14 protein-coding genes and 2 pseudogenes are annotated in these 18,815 nt (G+C 34.3%); 2 read left to right on the top strand and 14 right to left on the bottom strand.

Translation table 11 applies throughout. From position 1 onward, the window contains the following. Positions 1–52: 52 nt before the first annotated feature. From AC0J6S_RS16460 to AC0J6S_RS16420, 9 genes are all read right to left on the bottom strand, one after another. Positions 53–1,843: an acyl-CoA dehydrogenase family protein gene (locus tag AC0J6S_RS16460; protein WP_474954813.1), complete on the bottom strand. Its 1,791-nt coding sequence runs from the start codon at positions 1,841–1,843 to the stop codon at positions 53–55. Positions 1,844–1,908: 65 nt separating this feature from the next. Then, positions 1,909–2,259, bottom strand: coding sequence for a four helix bundle protein (locus tag AC0J6S_RS16455; protein WP_474954812.1), 351 nt, complete (start codon positions 2,257–2,259; stop codon positions 1,909–1,911). A 166-nt stretch (positions 2,260–2,425) separates the two neighbouring features. Next, the gene (locus AC0J6S_RS16450; RefSeq protein ID WP_474954811.1) at positions 2,426–3,607 is read right to left on the bottom strand and encodes an acetyl-CoA C-acyltransferase; all 1,182 of its coding nucleotides are present in this window, start codon (positions 3,605–3,607) and stop codon (positions 2,426–2,428) included. A 107-nt stretch (positions 3,608–3,714) separates the two neighbouring features. After that, positions 3,715–4,071: a four helix bundle protein gene (locus AC0J6S_RS16445; RefSeq protein ID WP_474954810.1), complete on the bottom strand. Its 357-nt coding sequence runs from the start codon at positions 4,069–4,071 to the stop codon at positions 3,715–3,717. 62 nt (positions 4,072–4,133) lie between these two features. Continuing rightward, entirely contained in the window at positions 4,134–6,524 is a 2,391-nt protein-coding gene (locus AC0J6S_RS16440; RefSeq protein WP_474954809.1) for a 3-hydroxyacyl-CoA dehydrogenase/enoyl-CoA hydratase family protein, read from the bottom strand. A 42-nt stretch (positions 6,525–6,566) separates the two neighbouring features. Continuing rightward, the gene (locus tag AC0J6S_RS16435) at positions 6,567–7,076 is read right to left on the bottom strand and encodes a MarR family winged helix-turn-helix transcriptional regulator (RefSeq protein WP_474954808.1); all 510 of its coding nucleotides are present in this window, start codon (positions 7,074–7,076) and stop codon (positions 6,567–6,569) included. A 511-nt stretch (positions 7,077–7,587) separates the two neighbouring features. Beyond that, complete coding sequence (locus tag AC0J6S_RS16430) at positions 7,588–8,640, bottom strand: proline iminopeptidase-family hydrolase (protein WP_474954807.1); 1,053 nt, start codon at positions 8,638–8,640, stop codon at positions 7,588–7,590. Between the two features lie 21 nt (positions 8,641–8,661). Next, a complete protein-coding gene (locus tag AC0J6S_RS16425; protein ID WP_474954806.1) occupies positions 8,662–10,437 on the bottom strand; it encodes an AMP-dependent synthetase/ligase in 1,776 nt (591 codons plus the stop codon). Positions 10,438–11,997: 1,560 nt separating this feature from the next. Continuing rightward, positions 11,998–12,753, bottom strand: a complete 756-nt coding sequence (locus tag AC0J6S_RS16420) for a hypothetical protein (RefSeq protein WP_474954805.1) — start codon at positions 12,751–12,753, stop codon at positions 11,998–12,000. A gap of 279 nt (positions 12,754–13,032) precedes the next feature. On the opposite strand from AC0J6S_RS16420, the pseudogene AC0J6S_RS16415 reads away from it, so the two are divergent. Beyond that, a pseudogene (locus tag AC0J6S_RS16415) lies at positions 13,033–13,242 on the top strand (IS91 family transposase); the annotation flags it as partial. Between the two features lie 254 nt (positions 13,243–13,496). Here AC0J6S_RS16415 and AC0J6S_RS16410 read toward each other — a convergent pair. Further along, positions 13,497–14,000 (bottom strand): hypothetical protein, encoded by a 504-nt coding sequence (locus tag AC0J6S_RS16410; protein WP_474954804.1) that lies wholly within the window; start codon positions 13,998–14,000, stop codon positions 13,497–13,499. Between the two features lie 221 nt (positions 14,001–14,221). On the opposite strand from AC0J6S_RS16410, the pseudogene AC0J6S_RS16405 reads away from it, so the two are divergent. Then, positions 14,222–14,470 (top strand): annotated as a pseudogene (locus AC0J6S_RS16405) (IS91 family transposase); the annotation flags it as partial. A 252-nt stretch (positions 14,471–14,722) separates the two neighbouring features. Here AC0J6S_RS16405 and AC0J6S_RS16400 read toward each other — a convergent pair. The 4 genes from AC0J6S_RS16400 to AC0J6S_RS16385 all read right to left on the bottom strand — a co-directional run bounded on the left by AC0J6S_RS16400 (position 14,723) and on the right by AC0J6S_RS16385 (position 18,569). Beyond that, on the bottom strand, positions 14,723–15,385 hold the full coding sequence (locus AC0J6S_RS16400) for a hypothetical protein (RefSeq protein WP_474954803.1): 663 nt from the start codon (positions 15,383–15,385) through the stop codon (positions 14,723–14,725). A 1,191-nt stretch (positions 15,386–16,576) separates the two neighbouring features. After that, positions 16,577–17,632: a flavin monoamine oxidase family protein gene (locus tag AC0J6S_RS16395; RefSeq protein ID WP_474954802.1), complete on the bottom strand. Its 1,056-nt coding sequence runs from the start codon at positions 17,630–17,632 to the stop codon at positions 16,577–16,579. A 144-nt stretch (positions 17,633–17,776) separates the two neighbouring features. Then, entirely contained in the window at positions 17,777–18,010 is a 234-nt protein-coding gene (locus AC0J6S_RS16390) for an OsmC family protein (protein WP_474954801.1), read from the bottom strand. Positions 18,011–18,029: 19 nt separating this feature from the next. Next, positions 18,030–18,569: an OsmC family protein gene (locus AC0J6S_RS16385; RefSeq protein ID WP_474954800.1), complete on the bottom strand. Its 540-nt coding sequence runs from the start codon at positions 18,567–18,569 to the stop codon at positions 18,030–18,032. Positions 18,570–18,815: the final 246 nt, after the last annotated feature.

The raw sequence follows: 18,815 nt of genomic DNA, 5'->3' as shown, positions 1-18,815 counted from the left end.
CCGCTTTGTTTTTACAACAAGGCGGTTAAAAAAAACTAAAAACTTATTTTTATTAGAAACAATATTCATTTTCAGCTACTAATTTTGCTGTAATTGTTTCTCTTAATGCTACTACATTTGGCATGTTCGTATATTTTGTAAAACGACGCAGTCCCATTAGCATCATACGTTGTTCATCACCTTCTGCAAAAGAAATAATGCTTTCTTTACCTTTTTGATTTACAATATCTACGGCTTTATATAAATACAATTTTGCCATTGCAATTTGCTCTTGTACTTTATCTTCTCCTTCTTTTTTAGCCAGTTTTTCAGTACGCAAGATGGTACTTTCCGCCATATATACTTCGATTAACATATCTGAAGCTGCCATCAATAACTGTTGGTGAGCGTCGAGGTCTGCGCCAAATTTTTGAACAGCACTTCCGGCAACCATCATGAATGATTTCTTCAAATTTCTAACAATTTCTTTTTCCTCAGCAAATAATTCAGAATAGTCAGGTGTGTCAAAAGATGGAATTCCCATTAATTCTTCAGATACTTTCATTGCAGGTCCTAATAAATCAACATGACCTTTCATCGCTTTTTTAATCAACATTCCAACTGAAAGCATTCTGTTGATTTCATTTGTTCCTTCGTAGATACGTGCAATACGCGCATCTCTCCAAGCACTTTCCATTGGAGTATCCTCTGAGAATCCCATTCCACCAAAGATTTGAATTCCTTCATCGGCACAGTTTTGTACATCTTCAGAAACCGCTACTTTTAGGATAGAACATTCTATTGCATATTCCTCAACACCTTTTAATTCTGCTTCTTGATGAGTAATGCCTTCTGCTTCACGAGCAATAATTCTGTCTTCAATATCTTTTGCAGCTCTATAAGAAGCACTTTCTCCAGCATAACAGCTCGTTGCCATTTCTGCTAATTTTGCACGAATAGCACCAAACTGTGAGATTGCAGTATTGAACTGGATTCTTTCATTTGCATATTTCACTGAACCAGAAATCACTCTGCGTTGTGCATCCAAACAAGCAGCTGCTAATTTGATACGACCTACATTTAAAGCGTTCATGGCAATTTTGAAACCGTTTCCTCTTTCAGACAACATATTTTCAACAGGAACTTTCGTTTCACTGAAGAAAACCTGACGTGTAGAAGATGCACGAATCCCTAATTTATGCTCTTCTTCACCCATTGAAATTCCGTTGTCAGCAGTATTTTCAAGGATAAAACCGGTGATATTTTTGTCATCGCCGATACGTGCGAAAACGATAAACAAAGAACAAAATCCTGCATTCGAAATCCACATTTTTTGTCCTGTGATTTTGTAATGTGTTCCATCTTCTGATAAAACGGCTTTTGTTTTTCCAGAATTAGCATCAGATCCAGCACCTGGTTCTGTCAAACAATACGCACCAAACCATTCGCCTGAAGCTAATTTAGGAACGTATTTTTGTTTTTGTTCTTCTGTTCCGTATAAAGTGATTGGCATCGTTCCAATTCCGGTATGTGCTCCAAAAGCAGTCGAGAAAGATCCCGTTGCTCCCGAAATATAATCACAAACTAACATTGTTGATACAAATCCCATTCCTAATCCGCCATAAGCCTCAGGAACTGCAACTCCTAAAAGTCCTAAGTCTCCGGCTTTTCTCATGGTTTCTTCTGTATAGGCGTAATCTTTTTTCTCAAAACGATCTTTATGTGCCCATAATTCTTTGTCTACAAACTCTTTTACAGAGTCGCGCATCATTAATTGCTCTTCTGAAAAATCTTCTGGAGTGAAGATATCTTCGCATTTTGTTTCTTTTACTAGGAATTGACCTCCTCTTGTTTTGTCGCTCATGACTTTATTTTTAGATGATAGATTTTAGAGTAAAGAATATAGAATATAGATTTTTAAAAATGAATCTATTTTAGACCATTTTGAAAACCCATTGTCATTCTTTGAAATTCTTCTACTTTCGTTTCTAATTGGTTAAATATTTGTTCGTTTATATATTTTCTATGTTTTGCTACTATTAGCTGTGTAATTAATTCAAATGAAGAGCCTAATGAGATGTCTATGAAATGGCTAAATGATTTGTCAGTTCTTGAAGAACCTTCCGCAATATTACTCGGAATTGAGACGGAACATCGACTCAATTGTGAACTTAAATCAAATCTTTCATGTTTAGGAAAGGTTAATAGAATATCAGAAACGTCATTTGCAATTTGGATTCCAATTTGCCAGATTTTTAAATTTTTATAATTATGTCTCATGTTTTTTAGAAAATTGAAAAAAGAGAGCAGAAAAAGATTTTCCCTTATTCCAGATTAGATTGTTATTCAAAACTCTTTATTCCATATTTTCTGCTCATTATTCTAAATTCTCTGATCTATATTCTAAATTCTATGCTCTTTGCTCTTTATTCTTTACTCTATATTTTTAAAGTACCTCATAAATCCCCGCACTTCCTTGTCCTGTTCCCACACACATACTCACAATTCCGTATTTGCTTCCTCTGCGTTGCATTTCATCAAATAATTGAACAGACAATTTTGCTCCGGTACAACCTAGTGGGTGACCTAATGCAATCGCTCCACCGTTGACATTGATAATATCAGGATTTAGGTTCAATTCTCTCGTTACTGCTAATGCTTGTGAGGCGAATGCTTCGTTTAACTCAATTAAATCAATGTCATTCAACGTTAATCCTGCTTGCTTCAATGCTTTTGGAATTGCTTTTACTGGTCCAATTCCCATGATTCTTGGTTCTACTCCAGCTGATGCGAAGTTTACCAAACGGGCGATAGGAGTAAGGTTCAATTCTTTTACCATTTCTTCGCTCATGATTAGAACAAATGCTGCTCCATCACTCATTTGAGAGGAGTTACCTGCAGTTACGCTTCCGCCAGCTTCAAAAACGGGTCTTAAACCTGCCAAAGCTTCTGCAGAAGTTCCTGCTCTAGGGCCTTCATCTTTATTTACGATATACGATTTAGTCTCTTTTTTACCATTTTCATTGATAAACGTTTGCTCTACTGTAATAGGAACAATTTGTTTGTCAAATTTACCTTCGGCTTGTGCTTTTAGAGCTTTCATGTGTGATTGGTACGCAAACTCATCTTGGTCGGCACGAGATACATTGAATTGTTTGGCAACCGCTTCCGCAGTTAATCCCATTCCCCAATAATAATCTTCATTACCCGCTTTTGCAACAGCATAATCAGGAGTTGGTTTGTAACCTCCCATTGGAATAAAACTCATGCTTTCAGCTCCACCGGCAATAATACAATCCGCCATTCCAGATTGGATTTTGGCTGTAGCCATACCAATTGTTTCTAATCCTGACGCACAGTAACGGTTTACGGTTACACCCGGAACATCTTCGATTTTCAATCCCATTAAGGAAATTAATCGTCCCACGTTTAATCCTTGTTCTGCTTCCGGCATCGCATTTCCTACCATCACGTCGTCAATACGTTTTTTGTCAAAATCAGGCAACTCATTCATCATAAATTGAATCGTTTCTGCTGCCAATTCGTCAGGTCGTTTAAATCTAAACACGCCTTTTGGAGCTTTCCCCACGGCTGTTCTGTATGCTTTTACTATATAGGCTGTTTTCATTTCTAAAATGTATTAAGATTTAAGTATTAAGTATTAAGATTTTGGAAGTAGATTAGACTTTTTAGACTAATACTTAATTCTATTTCCTTAATACTTTTTCTTTCTAATTATTGGTTTTTCAGTGTTTTTTGAAGTGCGAAATTCATATTACTCACTTCGACTAATTCATTTATTATTGGTGTAATTATTATTTCATCTATTAATCCAAGACGTTTAGAAATCATTAATTGAGTGATCAATTCAAAAGTTGAACCATTTGCAATTCCTAAAAAATGTGCAAATTCATTTTTAGAATTTCTTCCAGATCCTTCAGCAATATTTGAAGGTATTGAAACAGAACATCTTTTCATTTGACTTGTAAGATTGAATTTTTCTTCTTGAGGTAGAGTAATGCAAGCACGGTAAACATTTTCAGTAATGTCCATTGCCTTTTGCCAGATTTTTAACTTTTCAAATTGGTGCATAATTGTTTTACTTTAATTACTGACTCTTGATACTTAATACTCAAATCTTAATACTCAAATTTCTAATTGCGAAGCGGTTTCCCTTTGGTTAACATAAATTGGATTCTCTCCAATGTTTTTCTTTCGGTACACAATGACAAGAAAGCTTCACGTTCCAAATCCAATAAATATTGTTCGGTTACTAAAGTTGGTTCTGATAAATCACCACCAGCCATAACATACGCCAGTTTATTAGCAATTTTCTTATCGTGTTCCGAGATGTATTTTCCGGCTTCCATTTGGTCAGTTCCAACTAAGAACATACCCAAAGCTTGTTTTCCAAGAACTTTCACATCGCTTCTGCGAATTGGTTGTGTGTAACCCGCTTCGGCCATAAGTAAAGCATGTTTCTTCGCTTCCGCAATCTGACGATCTTTATTCACCACAATAATATCTTTTCCTTGTTGTAAAAGTCCGGTATCAAAAGCTTCGTAACCTGAAGTTGACACTTTTGCCATAGCAATTGTCAAGAAATATTCTTGCAATACATTCAACTCCACATCATTTTTATGGAATAAATCTGCTGCACGCAATGCCATTTCTTTCGATCCTCCACCGCCAGGAATTACCCCAACACCAAATTCTACCAATCCCATATACGTTTCTGCTGCAGCAACAACTTTGTCAGCATGCAAACTCATTTCGCAACCACCGCCAAAAGTCATTCCGTGTGGCGCAACCACAACTGGAATTCCAGAGTAACGTACGCGCATCATCGTGTCCTGGAACATTTTGATCGCCATATTTAACTCATCGTATTCTTGCTCGACTGCCATCATGAAAATCATTCCGATATTAGCTCCTACAGAGAAATTCGCTGCTTGATTTCCAATAACCAATCCTTGATATTCTTTTTCAGATAAGTCAATCGCTTTATTGATAGCTTGTAAAACATCGCCACCAATCGTATTCATTTTAGATTGGAATTCTAAATTCAAAATTCCGTCTCCTAAATCTTGTATAATTGCTCCACTATTGCTCCACACTTTTTTGCTTTCGCGAATGTTGTTCAGGATAATAAAGGCATCCTGACCTGGAACTTTAGTTTGCGATTTTGAAGGGATATTGTAGAAAAAAGTAGCTCCTTCTTTTATAGAATAAAAACTAGTACTTCCCGAAGCTAACATTTCAGTAACCCAAGCAGCTGGCTCAAGACCTTCCGCTTTCATGATTTCGATTCCTTTTTCGACACCAATGGCATCCCAAATTTCGAAAGGGCCATTTTCCCATCCAAAACCGGCTTTCATAGCATCGTCAATCTTATATAATTCATCTGATATTTCAGGAATTCTATTGGAAACATAAGCGAACATTCCAGAAAAACTCTTTCTGTAAAATTCTCCTGCTTTGTCTTTTCCTTTTACCAAAACTTTAAAACGGTCAATTGGTTTATCAATCGTTTTTGTCAGTTCCAAAGTAGCGAAAGAAGCTTTTTTAGCAGCACGGTATTCTAAAGTATCTAAATCCAAAGACAAAATATCTTTGTCTACTTTTTTATAAAAACCTTGACCTGTTTTGCTTCCCAACCATTTATTCTCCATCATTTTGTTAACGAAGTCCGGAAGTTTAAACAACTCATGTTGTTCGTCAGTTGGGCAGTTTTCGTAGATTCCGTTGGCAACGTGTACCAAAGTATCCAATCCAACCACGTCAACCGTTCTGAAAGTAGCCGATTTTGGTCTTCCAATAACTGGACCAGTCAATTTATCCACTTCTTCAATCGTCAATCCCATTTCCTTTACCAAATGAAATAAACTTTGAATCCCGTAAATCCCGATTCTATTCCCAATAAACGCCGGAGTATCTTTGGCCACGACCGAAGTTTTTCCTAAGAATCTTGAACCATAATCTGTAAGGAAATCTAAAACTTCCGTTGCTGTTTGTGGGCCAGGAATGATTTCGAATAATTTTAAATAACGGGCAGGGTTAAAAAAGTGTGTCCCACAGAAATGCTTTTGAAAATCCTCGCTTCTTCCTTCACTCATAAAGTGAATTGGAATTCCAGACGTGTTTGAAGTCACTAAAGTTCCCGGTTTTCTGAATTTCTCAATTTGTTCAAAAACTAGTTTCTTGATGTCCAAACGTTCCACTACAACCTCAATAATCCAATCCACAGTAGCGATTTTCGCCATGTCATCAGTGGTATTTCCAGTTGTGATTCTGCTGGCAAATTTCTGACTGTAAATAGGAGAGGGTTTCGATTTAAGGGAATTGGCCAAATGCTCATTTACCAATCGGTTTCTAACGATTTTGCTTTCTAAAGTTAGTCCTTTTTTAGCTTCCGCTGCATTAAGTTCTCTTGGAACAATGTCTAATAATAGGACTTCAACCCCAATGTTAGCAAAATGGCAGGCAATTCCTGAACCCATAATTCCGGATCCAATTACTGCAACTTTTTTAATTGTGCGTTTCATATAAATAATATTTGATTTTCATTAGAAAACAACAGCGCTATTTTATTGATGGGAATCAATTTTAGCAATGTCATTCTCTGTTTTTTCAGTTTGTTCCGCCAGTTCGCTGACGCTCGTATGTATAAATATATTTTTGTCTTGAATTAATTCATTGATGGTTTCCGCTACTTCTATAAAGTGCTGAAGTTTCTCTGCCGAAATAGTTTGTTTAACCGTTTCGTTAAATTTCAATACGGTATTTTTTGACAATTCTCTTTTTTCTTTACCAAAATCCGTCAGGTAAATCAAAACGCCACGGCCATCCACAGGGTTTTTCTTGCGAATGATTAAGCCTTTTTCCTCCATAGATTTCAGGGTTCTCGTCAGGCTGGTAGCTTCCATTCCCATTTTTGGTCCTAGCGAGGTCGATGGCGTTCCACCTTCCTTATCAATACTCAATAAAGCGAAACCAGTAGCCATGCTCGCATCGTATTTCGATGCTTCTTCATTATACATTCTGGCCACTGCTTGCCAGGTGGCACGTAAAATATAATCTATCGTTTTATCTTTCATAAGTAACTATATCGATTTCAAATATAATAAAAAATACTATGCATGCATAATATATTAAACTATTTTTTTGTTAAAAACAATTAAATATAAAAAATCTCCGCTGAAATAGAGGAGATTATACCGTTTTTTAAGAGTAATTAATTTTTTTGGGGCGTATCCCTGCGGGTCGGACTGTTCGTTGTATCTTTTATAAATCCCCATCCCGAAGCTTCGGGATGAGGATTTATAAAAGGATGCCACTTCCATCCCTTACGCGAATCCTGCAAAGGAGAATGATTGGGGATTTAGTTGTAAGATCTGCTAAAGAGATGCTTCCATCGTCAGCATGACAAGATTGGCGATAATTATTTTGAATAATTTATCAATAGATGTTCCTGACCGTTAATTGTTCTATCGAAAAAGAATTTAAACTCAAAAGAATTAGTCAGGTCGCTAGATTAATTTTAGATGAAAAAAGTATAAAAAAACCACGAACATCAATTCGTGGTTTTTTGTAAACTAAATATTTTTTCTAAGACTTTTTAAACTCCCCATTATCCACATCTTTCAAGAATTTAATCACGCCCGGAAAATAGGTTTTTGGGTCATCGTATTGCGAAAGGTGGCTTCCGTTAGGGCAAAACAAGAAACGTCCGTTTTGGACTTCATTTGCAATCCATTTCATGTGTTCGGGGTCCATCGTGTCGTATTTTGAACCAATACTCAACGTAGGAACAGTCAACGTTTTTAGTCTAGCTTTGACATCCCAATTTTTAAGGGTTGCATTTCCGGTGATGCCAAATTCACTATGCCCTTGCATAAACACATATACATTAGGATTAATGTGCTTGAAACAGCGGTTGATGGATTCCGGCCAATCTTCGAGTGGCATTCTCAAAACGTGTTCGGTGTAATAATGTTTGAAAAGTAATTCGCTGTATTTTGTATTATCAAAATCATTATCTTTTTCGATATCCTGCAATTGCTTTAGGATTTTAGGATCCATTTGGGGTGCCAGAACGTCTTTTGCGTAAGCGTTATATTCCTGAGCACTCGCCATCATATTTGAGATAATTAAGCCTTTCAGGTTTTTTTGGTATTTCAAAGCGTATTCCATTGCTAGGATTCCGCCCCAAGATTGTCCCATCAGGTAAAAATTAGAACTGTCCAATCCTAATGCGATGCGTACTTGCTCTACTTCCTCCACAAAACGCTCGTTGGTCCATAAACTGTTGTCTTTAGGTTGATCGCTGTAATACGAACCCAACTGGTCGTAATAAATGTATTCAATACTTTCGTTCGGGAAATAACCGTCAAAGGCCTCGTATAATTCATGTGTCAAACCGGGACCGCCGTGCAGCAACAACACTTTTATCTTAGGATTGTTGCCCACTCGTTTGGTCCAGACTTTAAACGTTCCTTTTGGTGTTTGAATCGGAATCATTTTGATACCGCCCGTGAGTTGGTCGTCCCGTTTGGAGAAATCTAAATAATTTGCTTTTATAGGATCTTCCTTTGGTTTTTCCTGACAATTAGAAAAAACGAACACACTGATAAAAGAGCAAATCAAAACTTTTAGTTTCATACCGGAACGGTTTTGTAACGGCTAGTTGTAGATTTTATGAAATAAATCAATGTATTTTTCCATCACTATTTTTCGTTTCAATTTCAGGGTAGGCGTTAGTTGTCCGCCTTCCACAGACCATAAATCCGGTGTAAGTTCAAAACGTTTTATTTTCTCCCAATTTCCGAATTTTTCGTTCAAGTTGTCAATTTCCAACTGAATTCTTTCGATTACTTTTTCGTTGGCAATTATTTCTTCATTGCTTTTTCCAACATCGATTCCGTGGATAATAGCCCATTCTTTAATGAAATCAAAATTCGGCTGAATAAAGGCTGCCGGCATTTTTTGTCCATCACCAATAACCATAATTTGTTCAATGAAACGCGATTGCTTCATTGTATTTTCGATTAATTGTGGCGCTATGTACTTTCCTCCTGAGGTTTTGAACATTTCTTTTTTACGATCAGTAATTTTTAAAAATCCGTCTTCGTCAAAAATTCCAATATCTCCCGTGTGGAAAAATCCGTCCGTGATTACTTCATTTGTCAGTTTTTCGTCTTTATAATACCCCATCATTACGTTAGGTCCTTTGCATAGGATTTCGCCATCTTCAGCAATAATAACTTGCACATTGTCGATTACTTTACCCACAGTTCCCACTCTGAAACCACCATTTCTGATGTCATTAACGGAGATTACTGGAGAAGTTTCAGTCAAACCGTATCCTTCCATAACTGGGATTTCGGCAGCGGCAAAAATACGGGCTAATCTTGGTTGTAAAGCAGCGCTTCCGGAAACCATTAAATCCAGGTTTCCGCCCAAACCTTCTTTCCATTTGCTGAAAATCAGTTTGCGCGCAATTTTAAGTTGGAATTCGTACCAAAATCCATTTTTGCCATACGGTTCATAATTTAATCCTAGGTCGATTGCCCAAAAGAACAATCTCTTTTTGATGCCAGTTAACTCGGTTCCCTTAGCATAAATTTTATCATATACTTTCTCTAGAAGTCTTGGAACAGCTGTGATGACCGTCGGTTTCACTTCTTTGATGTTGTCACTGATTTTCTCAATAGATTCTCCAAAATAAATCGAAACACCATAATATTGGTATAAATACAAAATCATTCTTTCGAAAATATGGCAGATTGGAAGAAAACTCAATGCACGGGTTTTTCCGGCTTCAAACGGAATTCTCGAAGCACTGTCCAAAACATTCGAGACAATATTTCTGTGCGAAAGCATAACTCCTTTTGGTCTTCCTGTTGTTCCAGAAGTATAAATGATAGTAGCTAAATCTTCTGTTTTTACGTTGTTTTTACGTTGTTCCACTTCGTCTTGGTTTCCAGTGTCTACACCAAGAACTAACAAATCATTCCAGTTGGTAAAGCCTTCAATTTCATTGAAGGAATATATTTCCTTAAGCAAAGGAACTTTATGTTTAATCAGGTTTACTTTTCGAAGAACTTCGGCATCTGATACAAAACAATATATAGAACCGGAATGATTCAGGATATATTCATAATCTTCTTCAGATATAGTTGGGTAAATGGGAACAGTTTGTGCGCCGGTTTGCAGTACACCAATGTCCATAATATTCCATTCTGTTCTGTTATTGGATGAAATGATGGCAATTTTATCATCTTTATTAACACCTAATCGCAGTAAAGCTCTTGAAATAGCGTTGGCTTTAGCTATGTATTCTTGGGTCGATGTTTTTACCCAGATACCGTTCTGTTTGCTTACTAAAGCATCTGGAATAGAATTGTATTTTTCTTGCTGATAATAAGGGAAATCAAAAAGGCGGGTGATATTTATCATTATGAAATTATTGGATTTGTTTGCAAATTAAAAAAAAAATAGGGATAAATTTTAAAAATTGGAAATTATATCGCGAAATTTTGAATGGATTGTTGATTATCAACGAAATCGTTTTCTTTAAGGGATTGTCAAATAGATTTTACTGATAAAAAAGTATTTGTTTTCTAAAGTAATTGTACTCCTTTTTTGCAATTTTAGATAATTCAAGTTTTGTAAAAAGTTTAAATTAAACTTTTCTTAAGGTATTTTTGGATGGTTTACGATTTACTGTTCAAACATCAACATAAGTTTTATTGTTTAATGGCAGTAGTTTTTCAAGCATCTTGTTTAAATAGTAAAATGGAAGTACTTTTTTATATTTTTACCCCCTAAAAACGACTTTTTGTCACATAAAGTTCTAATGATTTGGTTAACTATTTATCTTTTCATTAATAATTTTTTATGATGATAACATAAAGGAATTGCTTCGCTCAACTTTTGGTTAGTTAAAAGTTAAGCGAATACAATAGGCATTTGTCTTAATCGCTTGTGTTCTAATATTTGGTTACTAATTCAAAATATTAGAGAAGGAAAATAATACAGCGCAAATTTCTAATACGTAAGTACGTACCGCAATTCCATTAACAATTTTTTTGACCCACTCATTAAATTTAAATTATTTTTTATCATTTGAGTGATCCTATTAATTAACTAATTACAAATGTGGTATTTTTTTATAATAAGTTTTTATTAATGTTTTTTATTATTTACATAAAATAAATTTATAATACTTTAATTGGCTTATTTTCTATTCAGCTTTAAGCAAATAAATCTAGGAGCATGGCATTGTGTTACAAACAACACATTTGTATTTAAATATCTATTTTTCAGTTGCAATATTGCCAATGTTAATTACGTAAATCTTACCTATGATTTTATGAAGTACTACCTCTGGCATAAGTTTCTGTAATTTGTCTGCTGTAAAATATAAAGTCAGTTATAGTTGATAGGTTTAAAACTGATATTTCAAAGCTTCCATTATTTCTAAATGGCAAATTTTGCATGCAGGGCTACTACAATAGTATTTCTTTTGATACTTATTTGCAATGAGTTATGGCTTATTTGTGTTAATTAAACACAGCGGTTCTACTATTTTTTTTGAAGAGTGTTAAATTTTATTCTCAGAAATCTATTATAGTGCAAAGTACTTAATTAAGCTTTTTGTGTAAGTAGATGTTAGAATGAAAAAGTAGTGATGCATAAGGTGGCTTAGAAAAAAATAAAATTACAGTGTAAAATTTTTGAACGCAATTTAGGAGTGCAGCGCAATTATTCTCTTTAAAAGCTTTACCATAAATTTCCAAACTTGTTTTATAGGCTACAATTAAGATTATCTCTTACCTTTATATGATGGCTAAGAGCATGTCCAGATTACCTTATTATGTCCTGGCACTTGGAGAGGTTGGGGATTAAGAAAACCAAAACTTTTAGTTTAAAACTGAATTTTACAATTAAAAACTAATTCTAAATTTAGCAAAAAAAAAATCTTACCAAGAGTATGATAGCGGTTCGCTGTTATTATTACATTATTGTTCCGTCTTCGGTAAGAATTATTTTTCCGTCTTTTTCAACTTCAAATGTAATATCTGGAGCATTTTTTTCTCCAATAATATTTCTGTAAACTTTGTATGTGTAGTTTCCATTTGAAAAAGTAATAACATGATTTCCGCCACTTCCTTCAAATTCTAATACTCCATTGTTTAAAATTATGTCAGGTTTTGAAGATTCTATTTTGTTTATTTTCCAAGAAGCATATCTGTATTTGGAATTAGATAGTTCGTCAATTCTAATCAAATAATTTTTAGTTTTTATTCTGTATGTTGGGCTATTAAAAGTTTTTATTGAAACATGCAAGTTGTCTATTTCCTTTGCTATCAAGTCTTTTTTTAAATTTTTTTCAAAGATGCTCTGATAATTTACTGCGGTTATTTTACCTTCATAACTTTCTATCCATACAATGCCATTGTCCAACATAATTCCTCTCCATCCAACTTCTGACCATTGTTTAATTTTTGAATTAACAATCTTATCTACTAGAGTTTGGTCAAAAACTTGGCTGAACCGCTGTTTAAATTCATTTTTGTCATTAATGCTTGGTATTGGATATTCTCTACGTAAAGGAAAAGAAATTATGTTTGATATTTTATGAATGTTTTTCTCTTTGAATAAAGCTATCACATTTTTGATGTTGTTTGTTTTATTGTCGTCAAGTTTTTCACTTTGAGAATAACCAATTTTGGAAACAAGTACTAGTAAAAATAATAATCTGAATTTCATTCTGTGTATTTTTATAATGGTCGCTAACGTCAGTTCGTCTAAATACGTCCAAACGAATTGTATTTAGTGAATCAAGTAGTAAATATATATGATTTAAACTGTAATTAAAATTCTTTCGGATAAAATTCGCTGTATGATTATTAAACTAAAATAGTCTGTGAAAAGCTTTTATAATAGCTTTTAGAGTTCCAGAATTAAAGCCAGAATTTAATAAATTTTGGTCAAGATCCGTCATTACGGTTTTTTTTGAGCAGTATCCCGTGAAAACGGGACAGGCTATGGAAACGAGCAAAGTTGCAATTTTTGTATGAAAAGCTGAAAATGAAGGTATTGGAAAAAGCAGAAAAAAAGCCTTTTTTACCTAAATGTCCGTGTTGTAAAACGGGTAATTTACACCGGATTGCGGTTTTTGATTAGCGTGGTCCACCTCCCGAAGCCTCGGGATGGTATCTTGGCGATAGCCGAAGTTTGAGTTCCTATAAAATCTAAATGTATGGGTAAGGTAGCTTGTGCCTAATCCCGAAACTTCGGGAAAGAAAAACACGATAGCAAATCAAAGAATACTTCTCCCAAAAAAAGAGGACCCTAAATCCTCTTGATATTCTCTCTCAAAACTTTACGATAACTCCATAGTTTCTGCCAGTGAACGGTTCTCCCGAAAAAGCGGGACAGGCTGTTCAACCGGAGTTTTATTGTTTGCGCTGCGCACGCAACGAATTTCTAGCTGTTAGGCGGTAGTAGTTTTAATCATATAGTTCTTCATCTTCTTTTATTGATTTGTCAAAGCGGAAGTCTATCAAAGTTCCTTTTATAGTTTTATAATTTCCAGTAATCTTTACAATATTCTTGTTAATAAGATTAATAACTCTAATGCCCGTTTCGTATTTTTCACCATTTGCAAAATAAGTATCATAAATCACGTACTTATTTTTGTCTATGGTGAATGCAACATAATTAAGGTCAATTCCTTCATTTTCTATTCCACCACCTCGTAACCAATATGAGTATTCAAAATTATTCCAACTAGATTTGTCTTTCTTATTTGGGTATTCTAATTCAATGTTGTTTTTTGTTCCAAATCTATAAATAATATACTTGCCATTTTTGTCACTACAAAGTGTCATTATTTTTCCTTTGTTAGTTTGAAAAGAATAAATTATTTTTTCATTTTCTAACATGTATTTCTGTCCATATAAATAGAAATTAGTGAAGAATAAAAAAGAGAAAACTATTATCGTATTTTTCATTTAACATTTAGTTTTTTACTATTACCGCCAACGTCAGTTCGTCTAAAAACCTCTAAACGAACTCTATTTGGTTAATCAGTGAGTAAATATATGTTAATTAAACTACAATTAAAACTCGTTATGGTAAAACTCGCTTTATGATTATTAAATTAAAATAGTTTATATAAAGCTTTTAAAATCGCTTTTAGAGCCCCAGAATTAAAGCTAGAATTTAATAAATTTTTGTCAAGATCCGGCATTACGGTTTTTTGAGTAGCACTTGGAAGCGACAAAAGCTGAAACTTCTACAGGGAAAACTTAAGGTAAAAGTTTTAGAAAAAGCAGAAAAGAAGCCCTTTTTACCCAAGTGTCCGTGTTGTAAAACAGGAAATTTACACCGAATAGCAGTCTTTGACCAGCGTGGACCGCCTCCCAAAGCCTCGGGATGGTATCTTGGCGGTAGCCAGAGTTCAAGTTTCTGTAAAAGCTAAATTATGGATAAGGGAACTTGTGCCTAATCCCGAAACTTCGGGAAAGGAAAACACGATAAAACTATCTTGATTTTACCGCACAAAAAAAGAGGCTCACGTGCCTCTTAATAATCTCTCTCTAAACTTTACGATAAGTGCATAGTTCCTGCCAGTGACCGGTTCTCCCGAAAAAGCGGGACAGGCTGTTCAACACGGGTTTCATTGTTTGCGCTGCGCACGCAACGAATCTCTAGCTGTTATGGGCAGTTATTTTTATTCATCAGGTATTTCAAATTCGTCAAAATCAACAATTTCGGATAATTTGATAAGTCTATTTATGTTTATATTTTTCCATACTTGTTTAAAAATTTCATCTCCACCTTCAGCATTTTTATTTACGTTTATTTTTTCAAGTTTTTTTTTAGTCAAAAAATTAATGCTTGTTTCACTCTCAATCACAACACCACCATTGCTTTGGTCATAACCAATTAATTCAAAATCTGAATTTTTAAATCTGAATGTATATTTCCAATATCCATATCTACCGTGTCCATAGTGTACACACAAGTTGCCTTTTATTATTTCAACTGATAGTTCAGGAGGAAAATATACACCACCGTCTTCGTTTTCGGATGAAAAGCAATCAAAGTTTTTTGATGCCAATTCGTAATTGTCTTTTTTGTTAAACAAAACTATAATGCCTCTTCGGTTTCGGTTTAATTCGCCACGATATTCGTCTTTAATAATTTTACTTTTATTTGTGCCTTTAATAATCAGAATAATATCTTCTATACCGTCTTTATTCAAATCTCCATTTACTTTTTCAAAAATCACATATCCTTTAGGTAAAAAGGCAGATAAAATTTTACTTTGCTCAGGTTGTCCAAATAATATTGTTGTAAAAAATGTCGTAAGAAGTAGAAATAATCCTTTCATTGTTTGTTTTTATAATTGCCCATAACGTCTTGCTAGTAGGCGATGGTCGGGCTAAATAAAGCAATTATTTTCGGATTAACACTAATTTGCCAAATACAAAACAATTTTTCCATTAAGCTAAATACCCAAATTCGTTGTAGTATCTGTGTGTGCCTTGCATGCACTTCCAATTCCTCAAAAGTAGGAATTTTATCTAGAGGGTGCAAGTCCCTTATCGGCAAGTTGTTGATTTATATTGAGCCGATTAGCACGTGGTAAGCTGGTTTGGAGCGATCCATGCAGTGAAGATTATTGCGAAAGCAATACCTTCCTTAATTTTTGTCTGTACCGAGGAACACAATTAAGCGCAGCGAGTCACGAACACCAAAAAAACAATAGTAAAGCGTGAGTAAAGCGCATAAGAGGCTAACTAAGTGGATAAGTAAACATAGCAATGCAAAGCCTTGCGACAATAGGTTTAGTTTGTAGATTCTTCAGGGATAGAAGGAAAGAGGAAATACTTACAGAAGGAAGTCTTTGCAACCACGAGTTGGTTAAGTGTAGAAGTAAGCAGAAGTTATTGTACTTTGGGGAACGAGTTGTCAATAAAAACGGTAAAAACTAATAAACAAGAAATTAAATAACGAAAGTGGTTCTTGATTTTCATCTGAACAACGCAAGTTATAGCCCCGGAAAAGCAGCACAAGTTAAACAATAATCTGAAGTAATTCCGAAGTTTCGGGACGAAACGCCGTGTGCTAGAACTTATACCTATGGTGGTGCTAGAGGCGCAGTCTGTCAGTTTCTGCCGTAGCCCTCGACGCGGTTGAGCTTTTTTTTAATTCTTGAGGAGAATTATCTGAAGTTTTTGAAAGTGAAATAGGTTTTTTTACAGTCTCACTTCGTTTTTGCGCTTGGTGAATAAGTAGATTTCGAAGCTCAAAAATTTCTTTCAGCACTGAACATGATACGAACCACAAAACTTCATTTAAGCACTGAACCCACTTTTTGCCAAACGCCTTTTAGTGGCTGTGGATTGTGCAATGTCCGATGTGTTGTCGTTTGATCGTGGGTTGGCTAAAAAAAATAAAAAAAGAAGGAAAGGGAAAAATTTTGTCTGTCTGCAATGGGCAAGCTCTTTACTCATTTTTTGTTGACTTTGTGTACTTGCAAAAAATGCATTATCTGCTTGTCCTTGTGTATAGGGTACGTTTAAAAACTATCTGCAATTTTAAATGCTGAAACTATTGCACCTTCCATATATCCGGCAAATTCAGTTGCGGTTTCTGTTCCCGAAAACAATAATTTTCCGTCCATATAGGCTTGCTGTAACAAAGGGTGACCATTGTTTTGGTGTGGTCTTTGAATAAATGAATTTCCAATTACTACATATTCATCATTCCAAATTTTATCAAAATAGTTAATGGGATTTACAACTTCTTTGCCTAAAAGTTCCGTTAATTGTTTTAATACCAATTCTTTTCTTACTTTTTGAGAATATGAAGTCGCTCCGCTATTTAAAAAGCCAGTGAAACCAAATTTATTTTCTTCAAAATTGGAGTGATCGTACATTTCTGTAACAATTCCTGAATGACTATAAAGCATTCCAGAATACCCATTATTTCTCCAAAAGGGTTTTTCATATTCCAGTACAAATTTTATTGCTCCAGACATCCACGTTTGAACTGTCGGTAAGATATCAGACAACGTAGTAGGTAAATCAGGATAAAAGTGAATTTGTGAACCTACTAATTGTGGTGGAATACATACAATAACTTTATTTGTATACAACTTTTGACCGTTAGCTGTTTCCACAATAATTTCATTTTCATGTTTTGTAATCGCAATAACTTTTGTGTTTAATTTAATGTTTTCGGGTGTTATTTTTTCGCTCAAATTGTTAATTAACATCTGAGTTCCGCCGGCTATTCTGTATGAAGGGCTTTCGGACTCAGGTATGAAAAATTCTTGTGGCGGTTCAAATGATTTAGTTTGAAATAATGAAACTCCTTTTGCAAATTGCGGATATTTTTTTAGGCCTAATTCTTTAATTAAACGTATTAAATTTGGATGCATTTCTGAAAACCAAGTTGCACCCAATTCTAAAGGAGTTTCTTTTGTCCCTTTTATAGTTTGTATTCTACCACCTAATCTTGACGAAGCTTCTAAAACAGTAGTATTTATATTTTTTTTGGACAGTAAATATGCTAACGTTAATCCGCTTAATCCACCTCCAACAATTATTACACTCATAGGTAGTTTTATCATGTTATTTTTGTTTGAACAGTTTGAGATATTGTAATAATTGTAGTTACCAGAGTATATTTAATGGCTTCAAGAAGCAGAATCTTGTCTGCTTCGTGGATTTCATTTTCAAATGATTTTGTCCTGTCAAAAATAAAGTTACCAATTTTATCTTTTTTTTTTGCCAATATCTAAATTGTTTTTGAAGTCATATATTCTTAAAAAAATTGCTGTACAACTAGTAAGACTGACATTTAACAAATCGAAATGAGTTGGAGCTAAATCAGTCCCTAAATTTGATATTGGTTCATCTGCATCAATAGTAAACTGGCGCACTTTTGATACGGTATAATATGTTTGTGTATTTGCGGTTTTTACCAAACTTAAGTGCGTTACAATCATAGTTTAATACCGATTAAAATTACTTGCGATTATGTGTAAGAACAATACTCACTTTATCTGCAATAGTTCTATAATTAGGTGAGAATTGTTGAACATTTTTAATAATTTTATCATATTCTTCTTGTTCACCATTACCTTTTACATCAAAATTAAACTGTATTTCATCAAATCCAATTGGTGCAGTAGCATCTACATTCAAAAAACCACGAAGATTTAATGCGCCTTTTATTTCTAACTTCACACTTTCTAATTTGATTCCTTTAGCTGAAGCTCCTACCACAAAGCCTACCATCATACAACCTGCCATACCTCCTAATAAATAATCTTGAGGAGTTGGGAAACTATTGCTTCCAAGTAATTCATTAGGTTCGTCAATAGTGAAATTAAAATTTTTTATAATTTCAGTTGATCCAATTTTTTGATTATGTGTTGAAACTTTTGTTTGTGTTCCTCCAAGCCATTCTGCTGTTATTCCGTAAGCTGATATTGCTTCTTCTTTTTGTTTTGTAATTAGTTCAGTGTATTGCGCTAATCCTTCTAAGTTAATTCCGTTTGACATTATTTTACTGTTTTTATTTTTTATTAATAATTGATATTATTTTAAGTCTATTTCTATGCTTAATTTCCTTTGAGCTTTTGCAATAGTTGTTTTTACGATTGTCATAAAATGAAATATGAAATCCTATGTATTTATTATTGTTAATAATTCTTAATCTAAGACAAAGAGAGATAATTGAGGTATTGAACGTTTCTCTGGCTTTTCTGAATTTAGTAATAGTAATACATGATTCTTCTAATAATTAAT

This window comes from Flavobacterium sp. TS_SC_5 (genome assembly GCF_056156265.1).
Note: the sequence above shows the minus strand (reverse complement) of the source record. Positions and strands in the feature narration are given on the sequence as shown.